This window comes from Enterobacter sp. ECC-249 (assembly GCF_043965265.1).
Taxonomy (GTDB): Bacteria; Pseudomonadota; Gammaproteobacteria; order Enterobacterales; family Enterobacteriaceae; genus Enterobacter; species Enterobacter quasiroggenkampii.
Genome location: NZ_CP143660.1, coordinates 1,363,181 through 1,380,879, shown reverse-complemented (window position 1 = coordinate 1,380,879; position 17,699 = coordinate 1,363,181). Strand labels below are relative to the sequence as shown.

General features: G+C 53.2%; 16 protein-coding genes. 4 read left to right on the top strand and 12 right to left on the bottom strand.

Translation table 11 applies throughout. The annotated features are described in order from the left end of the window. Positions 1 to 3: 3 nt before the first annotated feature. The 12 genes from fabZ to rpsB form a co-directional block, all read right to left on the bottom strand. Positions 4 to 459: a 3-hydroxyacyl-ACP dehydratase FabZ gene (fabZ, locus tag V1587_RS06590; RefSeq protein WP_010426706.1), complete on the bottom strand. Its 456-nt coding sequence runs from the start codon at positions 457 to 459 to the stop codon at positions 4 to 6. 102 nt (positions 460 to 561) lie between these two features. Beyond that, entirely contained in the window at positions 562 to 1,587 is a 1,026-nt protein-coding gene (gene lpxD / locus V1587_RS06585) for a UDP-3-O-(3-hydroxymyristoyl)glucosamine N-acyltransferase (protein WP_032644136.1), read from the bottom strand. 3 nt (positions 1,588 to 1,590) lie between these two features. Then, a complete protein-coding gene (skp, locus tag V1587_RS06580) occupies positions 1,591 to 2,085 on the bottom strand; it encodes a molecular chaperone Skp (protein ID WP_032644135.1) in 495 nt (164 codons plus the stop codon). Between the two features lie 122 nt (positions 2,086 to 2,207). Beyond that, entirely contained in the window at positions 2,208 to 4,625 is a 2,418-nt protein-coding gene (gene bamA, locus V1587_RS06575) for an outer membrane protein assembly factor BamA (RefSeq protein WP_371899234.1), read from the bottom strand. Positions 4,626 to 4,654: 29 nt separating this feature from the next. Then, positions 4,655 to 6,007, bottom strand: a complete 1,353-nt coding sequence (gene rseP, locus V1587_RS06570; RefSeq protein ID WP_023310458.1) for a sigma E protease regulator RseP — start codon at positions 6,005 to 6,007, stop codon at positions 4,655 to 4,657. A gap of 11 nt (positions 6,008 to 6,018) precedes the next feature. Next, complete coding sequence (gene cdsA / locus V1587_RS06565) at positions 6,019 to 6,876, bottom strand: phosphatidate cytidylyltransferase (RefSeq protein ID WP_023310457.1); 858 nt, start codon at positions 6,874 to 6,876, stop codon at positions 6,019 to 6,021. Positions 6,877 to 6,888: 12 nt separating this feature from the next. Beyond that, positions 6,889 to 7,647 carry a (2E,6E)-farnesyl-diphosphate-specific ditrans,polycis-undecaprenyl-diphosphate synthase gene (ispU, locus tag V1587_RS06560; protein WP_024907522.1) on the bottom strand — a complete coding sequence of 253 codons (759 nt, stop codon included), beginning with the start codon at positions 7,645 to 7,647 and terminating at the stop codon, positions 6,889 to 6,891. 186 nt (positions 7,648 to 7,833) lie between these two features. Next, complete coding sequence (gene ispC / locus V1587_RS06555) at positions 7,834 to 9,033, bottom strand: 1-deoxy-D-xylulose-5-phosphate reductoisomerase (protein ID WP_371899235.1); 1,200 nt, start codon at positions 9,031 to 9,033, stop codon at positions 7,834 to 7,836. 95 nt (positions 9,034 to 9,128) lie between these two features. Further along, entirely contained in the window at positions 9,129 to 9,686 is a 558-nt protein-coding gene (frr, locus tag V1587_RS06550; RefSeq protein WP_014882629.1) for a ribosome recycling factor, read from the bottom strand. A gap of 167 nt (positions 9,687 to 9,853) precedes the next feature. Further along, entirely contained in the window at positions 9,854 to 10,579 is a 726-nt protein-coding gene (pyrH, locus tag V1587_RS06545) for a UMP kinase (protein WP_008501910.1), read from the bottom strand. Positions 10,580 to 10,729: 150 nt separating this feature from the next. After that, the gene (tsf, locus tag V1587_RS06540; protein ID WP_014882627.1) at positions 10,730 to 11,581 is read right to left on the bottom strand and encodes a translation elongation factor Ts; all 852 of its coding nucleotides are present in this window, start codon (positions 11,579 to 11,581) and stop codon (positions 10,730 to 10,732) included. Between the two features lie 117 nt (positions 11,582 to 11,698). Further along, positions 11,699 to 12,424 (bottom strand): 30S ribosomal protein S2, encoded by a 726-nt coding sequence (rpsB, locus tag V1587_RS06535; protein WP_003856207.1) that lies wholly within the window; start codon positions 12,422 to 12,424, stop codon positions 11,699 to 11,701. Positions 12,425 to 12,745: 321 nt separating this feature from the next. On the opposite strand from rpsB, the gene map reads away from it, so the two are divergent. From map to V1587_RS06515, 4 genes are all read left to right on the top strand, one after another. After that, on the top strand, positions 12,746 to 13,540 hold the full coding sequence (gene map, locus V1587_RS06530; RefSeq protein ID WP_023310454.1) for a type I methionyl aminopeptidase: 795 nt from the start codon (positions 12,746 to 12,748) through the stop codon (positions 13,538 to 13,540). A gap of 63 nt (positions 13,541 to 13,603) precedes the next feature. Further along, complete coding sequence (gene glnD, locus V1587_RS06525; protein WP_371899236.1) at positions 13,604 to 16,279, top strand: bifunctional uridylyltransferase/uridylyl-removing protein GlnD; 2,676 nt, start codon at positions 13,604 to 13,606, stop codon at positions 16,277 to 16,279. 32 nt (positions 16,280 to 16,311) lie between these two features. Further along, on the top strand, positions 16,312 to 17,136 hold the full coding sequence (dapD, locus tag V1587_RS06520; RefSeq protein WP_008501915.1) for a 2,3,4,5-tetrahydropyridine-2,6-dicarboxylate N-succinyltransferase: 825 nt from the start codon (positions 16,312 to 16,314) through the stop codon (positions 17,134 to 17,136). A 111-nt stretch (positions 17,137 to 17,247) separates the two neighbouring features. Continuing rightward, on the top strand, positions 17,248 to 17,634 hold the full coding sequence (locus V1587_RS06515; RefSeq protein ID WP_014168696.1) for a DUF3461 family protein: 387 nt from the start codon (positions 17,248 to 17,250) through the stop codon (positions 17,632 to 17,634). The last annotated feature ends 65 nt before the right edge of the window (positions 17,635 to 17,699 follow it).

Sequence of the window (17,699 nt, the reverse complement as noted above, 5' to 3'; positions counted from 1 at the left end):
GTATCAGGACTCCCGGCTACGAGCACACATCATCGTCGCTTCGCAAACAACTTTGCCGTCAACCAGCGCTACGCCTTTGAAGCGAGTCAGGCCACGACGCGTTTTTTCAAAAGTGACTTCCATGATCATCTGATCACCAGGCACGACAGGGCGCTTAAAGCGCGCTTCATCAATACCCGCGAAGTAATACAGCTCACCTGGCTCCAGTTTACCAACGCTTTTAAACGCCAGAATACCGGTAGCCTGAGCCATCGCTTCCAGAATCAACACACCCGGGAAGATAGGCTTACCAGGGAAGTGCCCCTGGAAGAACGGCTCGTTCACGGAAACATTTTTCACTGCGCGCAGAAAACGACCTTCTTCAAAATCCAGCACACGGTCTACCAGCAGAAACGGGTAGCGGTGCGGCAGAAGTTCTAAAATCTCTTCAATATGCAGAGTATGAGTGTCAGTAGTCAAAATACTCTTCCTGTCAAAATGTACTGATAACAATAATAACACGGCCTGCCGGTTTATTAGAAAGCCGACAGGCCGGGAAAAATAGCGTTAAACGGATGACGCTTAATCTTGTTGATCGATCTTACGCTCAAGGGACTTGAGGCGCTTGCTCATATCATCAATGTTCATCACCAGAGCTGCTGTTTTACGCCATACCTTGTTGGGTTGTAGCGGAATGCCTGAGGAATAGACGCCAGGTTCAGTGATAGGACGCATTACCATGCCCATTCCCGTCACGGTGACCTTGTCGCATATTTCCATATGGCCATTAATCACGCTCGCGCCGCCAATCATGCAATAACGGCCGATTTTCAGACTGCCAGCCATGATGACGCCACCCGCAACCGCGGTATTGTCGCCAATCACAACGTTATGCGCAATCTGGCACTGGTTATCGATGATAACACCATTACCAATGATCGTGTCGTCAAGCGCGCCACGGTCAATGGTGGTACAGGCACCGATCTCCACGCGATCGCCAATAATAACGCGACCAAGCTGCGGGATCTTAACCCAGTTACCGCGATCGTTAGCGTAACCAAAGCCGTCAGAACCAATCACGGTGCTGGACTGGACGAGGCAATTTTCGCCAATTTCAACGTCATGATAAACGGACACGTTGGCCCATAAACGGGTCCCGGCGCCGATTTTCGTATTTTTCCCAACGAAACAACCCGGGCCAATGACGACGTTATCGCCCAGCACAACGCCGGATTCGATAACCGCATTCGCGCCAACGGCGACGTTGTTGCCCAGCCTGGCCGTCGCATCAATCGCTGCGCTGGCAGCAATGTTCTGGGCCGGCTGCGGCGTGGTATCAAGAATTTGAGCCATGCGTGCATACGTCAGGTAGGGGTTTTTCACTACCAGCGCGCTTACAGTGGCAAATGGAAGATCGTCCTGCGTCAGTACAACAGCTGACGCCTGGCATTGAGCCAGTTGCTCACGGTACTTAGGGCTTACCATGAAGGTAATCGTGCCAGCTTTAGCAGATTGCATGGACGCAACAGCGGTGATGACGATATCGCCATCACCGTGTAATTCTGCATCCAACTGCTGAGCTAAATCAGCCAGTCGAATTGAAGGCATTACTTATTTAACCTGTTTCAGAACATCAGCAGTGATGTCTTTAACATCTTTGCTGTTATAAGCAACGGCGTTCGCATCTACAACCAGATCGATACTCTGATCGGCAGCCACTGCTTTAACAGCGGTCTGAATGCGAGTTACCAGCTTGCCGCGTTCTTCGTTAGAACGACGCTGACGATCCTGCTCGAAAGCCTGCGCTTTCTGGGAGAACGTCTGGCGCTGAGCCATTACGTCTTTTTCCAGCTTGCTGCGGTCGCTTGCTTTCATGGTAGAACCATCACGCTGCAGACGCTGCATTTTGGACTGAAGATCGTTTTCCATACCCTGCAGTTCGCTTGCACGGCCTTTGAATTCGTTTTCCAGAGTCGCAGAAACACCTGTTTTCTGTGCAACCTGCTGGAACAAATTACCCATGTTGACGATTGCAATTTTGTCTGCTGCCTGAGCAGAAGTTGCCATCGCTAAACCGAGACCTGCAGCTAATAACCACTTTTTCACAATTAACTCCTTACCATCCCATTGGCACCAGAAGGTACCGTTCTTTGCGTGGCAAGGCGACCGTGTTACCGATCGCCAGTTGTCAGCGCTACACTGCCAACGCATTCCTTTGCAGCGGATTATTACCAGGTTTTACCAATGTTAAACTGGAATTGCTCCGACTTATCTCCATCATATTTCTTAAACGGCTGGGCGTAAGAGAAGACCAACGGCCCCAGCGGTGACATCCATTGTAATGCGATACCGGCAGACATGCGAATATTGCTCGGATCGCTGTAGTCAGGAATGCCTTCTGCGCGCATCTGGGCAGTATTCTGCCAGTTGGTATCCCACACGGTACCGGCATCCCAGAAGAAGGACGTACGGACCGAGTTCGCGTATTTATCACTGATAAACGGCGTTGGCGTGATGAACTCCAGGCTGGCAACGGCCATGGCGTTACCGCCCACCGCGTCATCAGAGCTACAGACTTCGGAAGAAGAAGACTTATTACAGTTATCTTTGTCGTTCCCGCCGTAGTAAACCGCTTTCGGACCAATGTTGTTGGACTGGAAACCACGAACGGTGCTTGAGCCACCCGCATAGAAGTTTTCATAGAACGGCAGTTCTTTGCCACCCAGACCATCGCCATAGCCCCAACGGGTACGACCCAGAACCACCCACTTATGATCGTCATCGATCGGGAAGTAGGATGCGGTATCCAGCGTGACCTTATAGAACTCGTTATCGGAGCCCGGCACGGTCACTTTACCGTTCAGGTTGACGCGAGAACCTTCCGTTGGGAAGTAACCACGGTCGAGACGGTTATAGGTCCAGCCGTAGTTGAAGGTGAAGTCATCCGCCGCGAAGCCATTATCATGGCCATTTTTGCTGGTTGACTGGCCAATAGAGTCCAGATAACGCCACATCGCCACCTGCGGTTGCATGTTGGACAGGTCGTTATGCACGTAACCTAAGCCCGCACGCAGGGTGTTGTATTCGTTAACCGGGAAGCCAAGCGTACCGTCCACACCGTAACTCTTGTTGGTGTAAGAAGACAGGTCCGCGTCGTCTGCTTTAAAGTCGTTATAGAAGATACGACCGCCCAGGCTTACACCGTCTACGGTGAAGTATGGGTTAGTCACAGAGAACTCAGAGTAGGTCTGGTAGTCGTTTTTGGTGCCGTTAATACCGACAGAGTAACCCGTACCCAGCCAGTTATCCTGCTGCACGCCGACCTGGAAGCTAACGCCGCTTTCAGTACCGTAGCCCACACCGAAGTTGAAGCTACCGGTGTTGCGCTCTTTCACTTTATAAACAACATCAACCTGATCCGGGCTGCCCGGTACGCGCTGCGTATCGGTATCCACCGTTTCAAAATAGCCCAGACGGTTCAGACGCTCTTTACCCTGATCAACAAGGTCGCTACCCAACCATGCGCCTTCCATCTGACGCATTTCGCGACGCAGAACGGAATCTTTGGAGGTGTCGTTACCGACGAAGCGGATCTTACGCACGTAGAAACGGTTGCCCGCATCAACATTCACGTGCAGCTTAACGGTTTTATCCGCATCGTTGATTTCCGGCTGAGTCTGTACGCGCGGATAGGCATAACCGTAGCGGCCGAGCAGCTTCTTAATGCTGTCTTCCATTTTGGTTACCTTGGAACCGCTATACAGGTCACCCGGCTGAATTTTGGTCAGCGATTCGATTTCAGCAGAATGCCCCGCCAGGTTACCACTCACTTCAACACCCGAAAGCTTGTACTGCTCGCCTTCAGTGATGTTAACCGTAATGTAGATGCCTTTCTTGTCCGGAGTCAGACTGACCTGAGTCGAGTCGATGTTGAAACGCGCATAGCCACGATCGAGATAGTAGCTGCGCAGGGTTTCAAGGTCACCCGCCAGTTTCTGTTTCTGGTATTTGCGATCGCCCACCACGTTCCACCACGGCACTTCATCGCGCAGCTGGAAGGTGGAGATCAGTTCGTCGGTGCTGAACGCATGGTTGCCGACAATGTTGATCTGCTGGATCTTCGCAGAAACACCTTCCTGGAAGACCAGCTTCAGGTCAACACGGTTACGTGGCAGCGGAGTGACAACCGCTTTCACGCTGGCGCTGTATTTACCGACGCTGTAGTAGAAGTCTTCCAGACCTTTTTCAATGTCTGAAAGGGTTGTGCGGTCCAGAGATTCACCCACACGAACACCCGATGCTTCAAGGTTCTGCTTGAGCATGTCATCTTTCACCGATTTGTTACCGGAGAAAGTGATACTGGCAATCGTTGGACGTTCTTTTACCTGTACCAGCAGCGTATCACCATCGCGCAGGACGCGAACGTCCTCAAAGTTGCCGGTGGCAAACAGAGCACGGATGGTGTTACTGATATCATCATCATTAACCGTATCGCCGGGGCGTACAGGCATACTGAGGAGGGCCGCACCAACGGCGACACGCTGGAGGCCTTCGAAATGAATGTCTTTCACTACGAACCCGTCAGCACCGTATACGGTGGCGCTGCTAAACAGCAGCGACGCTATGAGCAACTTTTTCATCGCCATCGTTATTATGCGTTCTTCCTAACACTCTCTTACAACCGAGAGAAATCATTGAAAAGTGCAAGCCCCATTAACAGCACCAGCAAAATCGAGCCAATGCGATAACTAAAGTCTTGAACTCGCTCGGATACCGGTCCGCCTTTTAGCTTTTCAATCGCTAAAAACAGCAGATGACCCCCGTCTAAAACGGGAAGCGGGAACAGGTTGATTATCCCAAGGTTCACGCTAATGAGCGCGAGGAACATGAGATAGTAAATCACCCCGAATTCCGCTGACATCCCAGCCCCCTGAGCAATCGAAATTGGCCCACTGAGGTTGTTCAGTTTCACATCACCGGTTATCAATTTCCCCAACATGTTGACCGTCAGCTTCATCAGTTGCCATGTTTTATCCGTGGCTTCAAGGATGGCGCTGAACGGCCCATACTGGCGTATTGTCTTGTACTCATCTGGCAGCGGGATCACTTTTGGCACAACGCCTGCAAACCCTTCTGCCTTCTTGCCGACCGACTTCGTATCCGGGATCAGCGTCAGCGAAAGCGGACTGCCTTGCCTTTCAACTTCCAGCGCGAGAGACGTTCCCGGATTATCGCGCACCAGAGTAACAAAGGTCATCCACTCTGTTAATGGTTGACCATCGACTTTAACGATCCTGTCGCCCGCTTGCAAACCCGCTTTGCTCGCCGCCGAGTTGGCCTGGACTTCGGCTAATACCGGCTCGATCTGCGCGCCGCGTGGACGAATGCCCAGCGCAGCGACGGGATCCTCTTTGTCCGGCTCGAAACGCCAGTGACGTAAATCGAGGACTTTGTCCTGACGCGTATCTGAACCAAACGGCGATACGCTGATGGTGGTCTGCGGATCGCCAATTTTGGCGACCAGCTGCAGTCGCACGGCATCCCAATCAGGGGTTTCGATGCCATCAATCGCTTTAAGTTCCATCCCGGATGTAATTTGTGCACTCGCCGCGATGGAGTTGGGAGCAATTTCTCCCACCACCGGACGCACGCCAGGAACGCCGATGATGAACACCAGCCAGTAAGCGAAAATCGCAAAGATGAAGTTGGCTACCGGTCCGGCAGCAATGATGGCGGCGCGTTGTCCAACGGTTTTATTGTTGAATGCACTGTGTCGCAGCTCAGGCGCGACAGGCTCGACGCGTTCGTCGAGCATTTTGACGTAGCCGCCCAGCGGGATAAGGGCGATGACAAATTCCGTACCGTGGCGATCGGTGCGCGTCCAGAGTGATTTGCCAAAACCGATGGAAAATCGCTCTACGCGCACGCCACAGCGGCGAGCAACCCAGAAATGGCCAAATTCATGCACGGTAATCAGTACACCCAGTGCAACAATGAACGCCGCCAGATTCCAGAGAATGCTCAGCATAAAACCTTCCGTTAAATCGTCCCGAATACCAGTAAAAGCAAACACGCAAACACGGGAACAGCCGCTGTCAGGCTATCAATGCGATCCAGTATACCGCCATGCCCTGGAATCAGGTGTCCGCTGTCCTTAATCCCTGCTTCACGCTTAAACATACTTTCGGTTAAATCACCGAGCACGGAGGCAAGCGCAGCAAAAATCGAGCACACCAGCAGTATTGACGGTGCCACTTCAAGATTCGCCCAGACGCCGTAGCCCCAGGAGATGATCGCTGCCGTAAACAGGCCGCCGATGAATCCTTGCCAGGTTTTGCCCGGAGAAACCTTCGGTGCCAGCTTATGTTTGCCAAACAGTTTACCAAACATATAGGCTCCGGAGTCAGCTCCCCAGACCAGAATCATCACATAAAGCAGCCAGATCGCACCGCTGTAGTGGTTTTCGTCATAGTGCCAGGCCCGCAGCGCAACCATACCCCAGAAAAAAGGAATAATTGTGAGCAAGCCAAAAATCAGTCGCAGCACTTTTGAATTACGCCATAATGCCGCGGAGCCTGGATAAAAAAGAACCAGCAACAGCGCGGCAACCCACCAGGCCAACGATATCCACAAGGAACCGGCAACCAGGGGCTGATGAATATCATGGTGATATTCAGGCAACGTAAACAGCATTATGGCCAGGATAAAGCCACAAAGTACCGCAAGCCATACTCGCTGAGTGCGCGAGGTAAAGCCGCTAAACTGTCCCCATTCCCACGCGGCGAGCATGCACACCACCAGCGTGACAATAGCGAATCCCACCGGGGGCAGTAAAAACAGCGCCGCAATGACAATGGGTATTAATACAAAAGCGGAAATCAGGCGATACTTCAGCAAAAGCTACCCCCATCAGGCTTTGTCGCCACCAGGCTCGGTGCCGCCGAAACGACGCTCTCGATTGGCAAAGGCATGCAGCGCACCTTCAAAGTCTTGTTCATCAAAATCGGGCCAAAGAACATCCGTAAAGTAAAGTTCGGCATAGGCAATTTGCCATATCAAAAAGTTACTTATGCGATGTTCCCCCCCTGTCCTAATTACCAAATCCACAGGTGCCTGTTCATTCATGCAGATTTGCTTGCTCAGCGCCTCTTCATCAATTTGGTCGGGTCTCAACAGCCCTTCCTGAACCTGTTCGGCCAGATGCCGAACGCCCTGGATAATATCCCAGCGCCCGCCGTAATTCGCCGCAATATTCAGCGTCAGACCGGTATTATTTTCCGTCAGCGCTTCTGCTTTGCGAATCCGTTCCTGCAAACGTGAGTTAAAACGACTGGTATCGCCAATGATACGCAGGCGGACGTTGTGGCGGTGCAGGCTTTTTACTTCGCTGTCTAGCGCCCACACAAACAATTCCATCAACGCAGTCACTTCCTGCAGAGGTCGATTCCAGTTTTCACTGCTAAAAGCATAGAGCGTTAACGCATCAATGCCGTTGTTGGCGGCAAAAGAAACGGCGCGACGGACGGATTTCGCCCCCGCTTTATGCCCAAAGGCTCGTATCTTCCCTTGTCTTTTCGCCCAGCGGCCATTGCCATCCATAATGATTGCTACATGACGGCAGCCATGAGCTGGCAAATTTTCGCTTATTGGTTGATTCGCAGACAACATAACGCGTTTTTTGTCCCTGAAAAGGATTTAACGGTACTCAGGAATACTGAAGCCTATACATAAAAAAGCCGTGTCAAACCACGGCTCACCTGACCACATTAAGTCAAATACCTGCGATCAGGTGGCGCAGACTATATCACTGAAGCCCAACGCTAACAAATAGCACGACGACTAGTGCTTGCTTTATCACCAGCTTGCGAGACGTGTCACCTGTTGGCGCGCAATATTACGCGCAGCTGCATCCACCGCCAGCACCTCTTCCACGCTTTGTGGTTCACGCAAATCCATCATCTCCAGTACCGATAAATTTAACGACGCGATATCGGTAAAACGAATTTGCTGATTCAGAAATGCCTCAACGGTAATTTCATTGGCTGCATTAAGTGCCGTCGTCGCCGCCTGCCCCTGGTCAAAGGCCTTCATCGCAAGCTTCAGACAAGGATAGCGGTCATAGTCTGGTTCACTGAACGTCAGGGAACTTAGCTTGCAGAAATCAAGCGGCTTCACGCCGGACTTCACTCGATTTGGCCACGCCATGGAATGGGCAATCGGCGTACGCATGTCCGGCTCGCCCAGCTGTGCCAGCACGCTGCCATCCTGATAACGCACCATCGAGTGAATCACCGATTGCGGGTGAATCAGTACTTCCATCTGTTTCGCTGACGCATTAAACAGCCAGCGCGCTTCAATGTATTCCAGACCTTTGTTCATCATGGTGGCAGAGTCAACGGAGATTTTACGCCCCATCGACCAGTTCGGATGACGGCACGCCTGATCCGGCGTCATGGCGCGCAGTTCAGACAGTGGCGTTTCACGGAACGGGCCACCAGACCCGGTAAGCAAAATAGACACCACGCCATTCTGCTCCAGGTCAGCGTACCCCAGGTTCTGTTGAAAAGGTTGCGGTAAACTCTGAAAAATCGCGTTGTGCTCGCTGTCGACCGGTAAAAGACGCGCACCGCGCTGCTTCACCGCATCCATAAACAGGCGTCCACAGGTGACCAGCGACTCTTTATTGGCCAGCAGAACATCCTTACCGGCATCAATCGCGGCAAGCGTGGGCAATAACCCTGCCGCCCCGACGATAGCCGCCATCACCTGATCCACCTCATCCAGCGCCGCCATCTCGCAGGCCGCCTGTTGGCCACTCAACACCTCGGTTCGGCTGCCCTGTTCACGCAGCTGTACTTTCAGCAAGCGTGCGCTCTCTTCGTCATCCATCACCGCATAGCGGGGCGCAAACTCCAGGCACTGCTCGACCATTCGCTGCACATTCTTACCGGCCACCAGCGCTGTCACGGTGTAGAGTTCAGGATTATGGCGAACGACGTCGAGAGTGCTGCAACCGATAGAGCCGGTTGAGCCAAGGAGTGTTAAATGCTTCATGAGATGCCCGAAAAAAGTTAGACCAGATAAAAGCAAAACGCCGCCAGCAAGACCCGAAGTCCCTCTGAACGGCGTTTATCAGTGTACGACAGAAATCAGAACTGCATCAGTTCCGCTTCTTTATCTGCCAGCGCCGCATCAATTTTCTTGATGGCAGCGTCGGTCATTTTCTGAATGTCGTCCTGAGAACGACGATCGTCATCTTCACTGATCTCTTTTTCTTTAAGCAGCGCTTTTACTTTATCGTTCGCGTCGCGACGGACGTTACGCACGGATACACGACCCTGCTCAGCTTCGCCACGAACGACTTTGATCAGATCTTTACGACGCTCTTCCGTCAGTGGAGGCAGTGGAACGCGGATGTCAGAACCCGCAGAGCTTGGGTTCAGTCCGAGGTCAGAGGCCATGATCGCTTTCTCAACGGCCGGGCTCATAGAACGATCGAACACGTTGATTTTCAGCGTACGGGTATCTTCTACCGTGACGCTCGCCAGCTGACGCAGAGGGGTTGGCGTACCGTAGTATTCTACGATGATGCCATCCAGCAGGCTTGGGGAAGCACGGCCAGTACGGATTTTGCTGATTTGGGTTTTGAACGCTTCTACGCATTTTTCCATGCGTACTTCAGCATCTTTTCTGATGTCGTTAATCACGTTACGAATCCTTGAAAACTTGTCTCAGGCAGACTATCCGCCAGCACAGCGCTACAGGTGTGCTAAGTATAGTCGCGTTTAATTCATGACAACGCCAAAGGCGCGCCCGGGTAAGATACCACTACAAAATAAAGCGGAATCTTACCTGTATTTATCGTCAACGGAAATTATTCCGTGATCAAAGTGCCTTCTTTTTCGCCCATGACCACGCGACGCAGTGCGCCTGGCTTGTTCATGTTGAAGACGCGGATCGGCAGTTTGTGGTCGCGAGCCAGCGTAAAGGCGGCAAGATCCATCACTTTCAGCTCTTTATCCAGCACTTCGCTATAGCTCAGCTGATCGTACATGGTCGCAGAAGGATCTTTTGCCGGGTCGGCAGTAAACACGCCATCGACTTTAGTCGCTTTTAGCACCACATCAGCTTCGATCTCGATACCGCGCAGGCAGGCAGCGGAATCGGTTGTAAAGAACGGGTTACCCGTACCGGCGGAGAGGATCACCACGCGGTTATTGCGCAGCAGGCTGATGGCTTCTGCCCAGCTGTAATTATCGCATACGCCATTCAGAGGGATTGCGGACATCAGGCGAGCGTTCACATAGGCGCGATGGAGCGCATCACGCATCGCCAGGCCATTCATGACGGTTGCCAGCATACCCATGTGGTCGCCCACAACGCGGTTCATCCCCGCTTTCGCCAGACCAGCACCACGGAAAAGGTTGCCACCGCCAATGACCACGCCAACCTGGATACCCAGTTCGACCAGTTCTTTGATTTCCTGTGCCATGCGATCAAGGATGCTTGCGTCAATACCGAAGCCTTCCGATCCCTGCAGCGCTTCGCCACTCAGCTTAAGCAGAATGCGTTTGTACACGGGTTTTGCATTGGTAGCCATGTTTCTTTCCTGAGACTGTCAACGATTAAGATGGGGGTTAATTCTGGCGACATGATATGCCGCAAATCAGTACAGCGATACTGGAGCCTGTCTGATTTCCTGTGACGGGTGACAAAAAGAAGCCGCCCTCAGGCGGCTCCTTTTCAATCATTAAGACTGCTTGGACATTGCAGCAACTTCTGCTGCGAAGTCAGTCTCAACTTTCTCGATGCCTTCGCCCACTTCGAAGCGGATGAAGCCAGTTACGTCAGCGTTGTGCTCTTTCAGCAGCTGAGCAACAGACTTGCTTGGATCCATAACGAATGGCTGGCCAGTCAGAGAAACTTCGCCGGTGAATTTCTTCATGCGGCCTTCAACCATTTTCTCTGCGATTTCTTTTGGCTTACCAGACTGCATCGCGATGTCCAGCTGAACCTGGTACTCTTTCTCTACCACTTCAGCAGACACGTCTTCTGGCTTAACGAATTCTGGTTTGCTTGCAGCGATGTGCATAGCCAGCTGTTTAACCAGCTCTTCGTCAGCGCCTTTAGCCGCAACCAGAACACCAATACGTGCACCGTGCTGGTAAGAGCCCAGAACGTCGCCTTCCAGAGAAGATACGCGACGGATGTTGATGTTCTCACCGATTTTAGCAACCAGCGCAACACGTTCTTCTTCGAACTGTGCTTTCAGAACTTCAACGTCAGTGATTTTACCAGCAACAGCTGCGTCCAGAACTTTGTTAGCAAATGCCTGGAAACCACCATCTTTAGCAACGAAGTCAGTCTGGCAGTTAACTTCCAGAATGATGCCGTAGTTGCCGTCGATCTTAGTGATGATCACGCCGTCAGCAGCAACGTTGCCTGCTTTTTTAGCTGCTTTGATCGCACCGGATTTACGCATGTTTTCGATTGCCAGCTCGATGTCGCCGTTCGCTTCAGTCAGCGCTTTTTTGCAATCCATCATGCCTGCGCCAGTACGCTCGCGCAGCTCTTTTACCAGGGATGCGGTAATTTCAGCCATTCTTAAATCCTCGGGAGATGTGAACTGCCCGGCCGGGGGCCAAACAGTGTAAATTGAAAAAAGGGGCCGGTAATGGGCCCCTATTCATACACGGTACTAATAAGGGGTAAAACCTTATTATTCAGCTTCTACGAAGCTTTCTTCCGCCTGAGAAGCCAGATCCTGGGAACGGCCTTCACGAACGGTAGCAGCTACAGCGCTCAGGTACAGGCTAACAGCACGGATTGCGTCGTCGTTACCCGGGATAACGAAGTCAACACCGTCCGGATCGGAGTTGGTATCAACGATAGCGAATACCGGGATACCCAGGTTGTTAGCTTCTTTGATTGCGATGTGCTCGTGGTCTGCATCGATTACGAACAGCGCGTCTGGCAGGCCGCCCATATCTTTGATACCGCCCAGGCTGTTTTCCAGCTTGTCCAGTTCACGAGTGCGCATCAGCGCTTCTTTCTTAGTCAGCTTGTCGAAAGTACCGTCCTGAGACTGGGTTTCCAGATCTTTCAGGCGTTTGATGGACTGACGAACAGTTTTCCAGTTGGTCAGCATGCCGCCCAACCAGCGATGGTTCACGAAGAACTGGTCGCAGCTGTTAGCAGCATCTTTCACAGCTTCGCTTGCAGCGCGCTTAGTACCAACGAACAGAATCTTACCTTTACGGGAAGAGATCTTGTTCAGCTCAGCCAGGGCTTCGTTGAACATTGGTACAGTTTTCTCAAGGTTGATGATGTGAACTTTGTTACGCGCGCCGAAGATGAAAGGCTTCATTTTCGGGTTCCAGTAACGGGTCTGGTGACCAAAGTGAACACCAGCCTTGAGCATGTCGCGCATGGAAACAGTTGCCATGTTTAAAACCTCTATATTGAAAGTTGGGGTTATGCCTCCACGTATCCCATATTACCGACCCCGAAGGGCACCCCGGAATATGTGCCGATACGTGTGTGTTGTTACACAAAGTGAGATTTGTCGCTTCCGTCCAGCCTGTGTATCTGAGATGGATCGGAAGTCCGGCGCGCTTTATACCACAAAACACGACCAGAAACCAACAGTTGTTGGCGGAGTGTGCTGTTAATGATTCTCAATTTGGCACGGAGCGTGCCTGACTGATACCATTGACGACACTTAGACTAGTATTGTCGAAAAAATCGACACCGATGGACAGATTACATGGCTATCTCTATTAAGACACCTGAAGAAATTGAAAAGATGCGCGTCGCCGGTCGTCTGGCCGCGGAAGTGCTGGAAATGATCGAACCGTTCGTGAAGCCGGGCGTCAGCACCGGTGAACTGGACCGCATCTGTAACGACTATATCGTGAACGAGCAGCACGCGGTTTCCGCCTGTCTCGGCTATCACGGTTTCCCGAAATCCGTCTGCATCTCTATTAATGAAGTGGTGTGCCACGGCATCCCGGACGATGAAAAACTGCTGAAAGATGGCGACATCGTTAACATCGACGTGACCGTCATTAAAGACGAATACCACGGTGACACCTCAAAAATGTTCATCGTTGGCAAGCCGACTATTCTTGGCGAGCGTCTGTGCAAAGTGACGCAAGAGAGCCTCTACCTGGCGCTGAAAATGGTTAAACCGGGTATTCGCCTGCGTACCATCGGTGCGGCAATCCAGAAGTTTGTGGAAGCAGAAGGTTTCTCCGTGGTGCGCGAGTACTGCGGTCACGGCATTGGTCGCGTCTTCCATGAAGAACCGCAGGTCCTGCACTATGATGCAGATGACGGCGGCGTAGTGCTGCAAAAAGGCATGACCTTTACCATTGAGCCGATGGTCAACGCGGGTGACTACCGCATCCGTACCATGAAAGACGGCTGGACCGTGAAAACCAAAGACAGAAGCTTGTCTGCGCAGTACGAGCATACTATTGTGGTAACAGACAACGGCTGCGAAATTATGACGTTGCGCAAGGATGACACCATCCCGGCGATACTGACGCACGATGAATGATAAAAAAGCCGGCAAATGCCGGCTTTTTTAATGGCTATAGCTTTTTCTTATGGGTGGCGCACGATGAGTAATCTTTTACCCGAACAGTATGCTAACACAGCACTTCCCACCCTCCCCGACCAGCCCGATAACCCGGGCGTCTGGCCGTCGCACGAGCTGACCTGCGCGAATATTAAAGCCCATATGGATGTTTTCCATCGCTGGCTGGGCAGCGCGTTCGACGCAGGCGTGTCGGCCGAGCAGCTCATTGAAGCGCGCACCGAATTTATTGACCAGCTGCTGCAGCGTCTGTGGATCGATTACGGGTTTGGGCAAATCAGCGATGTTGCGCTGGTTGCCGTCGGGGGCTATGGCCGCGGCGAGCTGCATCCGCTTTCCGATATCGATCTGCTGATCTTAAGCCGCAAAAAGCTGCCGGACGAACAGGCGCAAAAAATTGGCGAACTGCTGACGCTGCTCTGGGACGTAAAGCTGGAGGTCGGCCACAGCGTGCGCACCCTGGAAGAGTGTCTGCTGGAAGGGCTATCGGACCTGACCGTCGCCACCAACCTGATTGAAACCCGCCTGCTGATTGGCGACGTCGCGCTGTTCCTCGAACTGCAAAAACACATCTTCAGCGACGGCTTCTGGCCGTCAGAAAAGTTCTTCGCCGCGAAGGTCGAGGAGCAAAACCAGCGCCACCAGCGCTACCACGGCACCAGCTATAACCTTGAACCCGATATTAAAAGCAGCCCCGGCGGCCTGCGCGACATCCACACGCTACAGTGGGTCGCCCGACGCCATTTTGGCGCCACCTCGCTGGACGAGATGGTTGGCTTCGGCTTCTTAACCGAGGCGGAGCGTAACGAGCTCAACGAGTGCCTGCACCTGCTGTGGCGCATCCGATTCGCCCTGCATCTGGAAGTTACGCGCTACGATAACCGTCTGCTGTTTGACCGCCAGCTCAGCGTGGCTCAGCGCCTGAATTACCAGGGCGAAGGCAACGAGCCGGTTGAGCAGATGATGAAGGATTTCTTCCGCGTCACCCGCCGGGTGACCGAGCTGAACCAGATGCTGCTGCAGCTGTTCGACGAGGCCATTCTGGCCCTGACGGCCGACGAAAAGCCGCGCCCGATTGATGACGAATTCCAGCTGCGCGGCACGCTTATCGATCTGCGCGACGAAACGCTGTTCATCCGCGAGCCGGAAGCAATTCTGCGGATGTTCTATACCATGGTGCGCAACAGCACCATCACCGGCATCTATTCCACCACCCTGCGCCATCTGCGCCACGCGCGCCGCCATCTGACGCAGCCGCTGTGCTATATCCCGGAAGCGCGTTCGCTGTTCCTGAGCATGCTCCGCCACCCGGGTGCCGTCAGCCGCGGCCTGCTGCCGATGCACCGTCACAGCGTGCTGTGGGCCTATATGCCGCAGTGGTCGCACATTGTCGGGCAAATGCAGTTCGATCTGTTCCACGCCTACACGGTGGATGAACACACGATCCGCGTGATGCTCAAGCTGGAAAGCTTTGCGAAAGAAGAGACGCGGTCCCGCCACCCGCTGTGCGTCGAGCTGTGGCCGCGCCTGACCCATCCGGAACTGATCCTGATCGCCGCCCTGTTCCACGACATTGCCAAAGGCCGCGGCGGCGACCACTCGGTGCTGGGCGCGCAGGACGTGCTGAAATTTGCCGAACTGCACGGCCTGAACTCGCGTGAAACGCAGCTGGTGGCCTGGCTGGTGCGCCATCACCTGCTGATGTCGGTTACCGCGCAGCGTCGTGACATTCAGGACCCGGAAGTCATTAAGCAGTTCGCCGAAGAGGTTCAGACGGAAAACCGTCTGCGCTATCTGGTCTGCCTGACGGTGGCCGATATCTGCGCCACCAACGAAACCCTGTGGAACAGCTGGAAGCAGAGCCTGCTGCGCGAGCTGTACTTCGCTACCGAAAAACAGCTGCGTCGCGGGATGCAAAACACCCCGGACATGCGCGAACGCGTGCGCCATCACCAGCTGCAGGCGCTGGCGCTGCTGCGGATGGATAACATTGATGAAGAGGCACTGCATCAGATTTGGGCCCGCTGCCGTGCCAACTATTTTGTCCGCCACAGCCCAAACCAGCTTGCCTGGCACGCGCGGCATCTGCTGAAGCACGATCTGTCCCAGCCGATGATCCTGCTAAGCCCGCAGGCTACCCGCGGCGGGACGGAGATTTTCATCTGGAGCCCGGACCGCCCTTATCTGTTTGCTGCGGTCTGCGCCGAGCTGGACAGGCGTAACCTGAGCGTGCACGACGCGCAGATTTTCACTACCCGCGACGGCATGGCGATGGACACCTTTATCGTGCTTGAGCCGGACGGCAGCCCGCTCTCGTCGGACAGGCATGAAGGGATACGTTTTGGTCTGGAGCAGGCGATCACCCAGCGCAGCTGGCAACCCCCGCAGCCGCGTCGCCAGCCGGCGAAATTGCGCCACTTCACCGTGGATACCGAGGTCAATTTCCTGCCGACCCACACCGACCGTAAATCGTTCCTGGAGCTGATCGCGCTCGACCAGCCAGGGCTGCTCGCCCGCGTCGGCCAGGTTTTTGCCGATCTGGGAATTTCGCTCCACGGGGCCCGAATTACAACGATTGGCGAGCGAGTAGAAGATTTATTTATAATCGCCACCGCCGACCGGCGTGCCCTTAATAATGACCTGCAGCTTGAAGTGCAACAACGGTTGACAGCAGCCCTCAATCCAAACGATAAAGGGTGATATGTTTTTTAGTGAAATGGAAAGAGTAAACAATGCAGCAGTTACAGAACGTTATTGAGTCCGCTTTTGAGCGTCGCGCCGAGATTACCCCGGCAAATGTGGATACCGTGACCCGTGAAGCGGTAAACCAGGTGATTTCCCTTCTGGATTCCGGCGCGCTGCGCGTGGCAGAAAAAATCGACGGTCAGTGGGTCACTCATCAATGGCTGAAGAAAGCCGTGCTGCTCTCTTTCCGCATCAACGATAACCAGGTTATCGACGGAGCAGAAAGCCGCTACTTCGATAAAGTGCCAATGAAATTCGCTGACTACGACGAAGCGCGTTTCCAGAAAGAAGGTTTCCGCGTGGTGCCGCCTGCGGCAGTGCGTCAGGGCGCCTTCATCGCACGCAATACCGTGCTGATGCCATCCTACGTGAACATCGGTGCCTACGTTGACGAAGGCACCATGGTTGACACCTGGGCGACCGTCGGTTCCTGCGCGCAGATCGGTAAAAACGTTCACCTGTCCGGCGGCGTGGGCATCGGTGGCGTTCTGGAGCCACTGCAGGCTAACCCGACCATCATCGAAGACAACTGCTTCATCGGCGCACGCTCTGAAGTGGTTGAAGGCGTGATCGTTGAAGAAGGCTCCGTGATCTCCATGGGCGTTTACATCGGTCAGAGCACCCGTATTTACGACCGTGAAACCGGCGAAGTGCACTACGGTCGCGTTCCGGCGGGCTCCGTGGTAGTTTCCGGCAACCTGCCGTCAAAAGATGGCAAATACAGCCTCTACTGTGCAGTCATCGTGAAGAAAGTGGATGCGAAAACGCGCGGTAAGGTGGGCATCAACGAGTTGCTGCGCACCATCGATTAATCGGGTATAACAAAAAGCGGGGGCAACCCCGCTTTTTTTATATCTGAGGGTGGCGAAAATAGATTTTTTCGTTAATTATTCAAAGGTTATGTTGAGATCAAGGGTACCGCTATGTACGATAATCTGAAAAGTCTGGGCATTACCAATCCTGATGAAATTGATCGTTACAGCCTCCGCCAGGAAGCCAACAACGATATTTTGAAAATCTATTTTCACAAGGACAAAGGAGAGTTTTTCGCCAAAAGCGTGAAGTTTAAATACCCACGCCAGCGTAAGACCGTTGTTGCTGACGGTGTAGGACAGGGATACAAAGAAGTACAGGAAATCAGCCCTAACCTGCGCTATGTGATCGATGAACTCGATCAGATCTGCCAGCGCGACCGCACCGAAGTCGATCTCAAGCGTAAAATACTTGACGACCTGCGTCACCTTGAAAGCGTTGTAACTAACAAGATCAGCGAAATTGAAGCGGATCTTGAGAAATTAACGCGGAAATAAAAGCAAAACGGCAATCCTTGATTGCCGTTTTTAATGTTTGCGCCCTCTCCCCGTGGGAGAGGGAT

Coding starts and splice junctions, on each gene's coding strand:
- dapD (WP_008501915.1), top strand. CDS start 16,312: ATGCAGCAGTTACAGAACGTTATTGAGTCCGCTTTTGAGCGTCGCGCC.
- pyrH (WP_008501910.1), bottom strand. CDS start 10,579: ATGGCTACCAATGCAAAACCCGTGTACAAACGCATTCTGCTTAAGCTG.
- tsf (WP_014882627.1), bottom strand. CDS start 11,581: ATGGCTGAAATTACCGCATCCCTGGTAAAAGAGCTGCGCGAGCGTACT.
- ispC (WP_371899235.1), bottom strand. CDS start 9,033: ATGAAGCATTTAACACTCCTTGGCTCAACCGGCTCTATCGGTTGCAGC.
- map (WP_023310454.1), top strand. CDS start 12,746: ATGGCTATCTCTATTAAGACACCTGAAGAAATTGAAAAGATGCGCGTC.
- ispU (WP_024907522.1), bottom strand. CDS start 7,647: ATGTTGTCTGCGAATCAACCAATAAGCGAAAATTTGCCAGCTCATGGC.
- V1587_RS06515 (WP_014168696.1), top strand. CDS start 17,248: ATGTACGATAATCTGAAAAGTCTGGGCATTACCAATCCTGATGAAATT.
- bamA (WP_371899234.1), bottom strand. CDS start 4,625: ATGGCGATGAAAAAGTTGCTCATAGCGTCGCTGCTGTTTAGCAGCGCC.
- lpxD (WP_032644136.1), bottom strand. CDS start 1,587: ATGCCTTCAATTCGACTGGCTGATTTAGCTCAGCAGTTGGATGCAGAA.
- glnD (WP_371899236.1), top strand. CDS start 13,604: ATGAGTAATCTTTTACCCGAACAGTATGCTAACACAGCACTTCCCACC.
- rpsB (WP_003856207.1), bottom strand. CDS start 12,424: ATGGCAACTGTTTCCATGCGCGACATGCTCAAGGCTGGTGTTCACTTT.
- rseP (WP_023310458.1), bottom strand. CDS start 6,007: ATGCTGAGCATTCTCTGGAATCTGGCGGCGTTCATTGTTGCACTGGGT.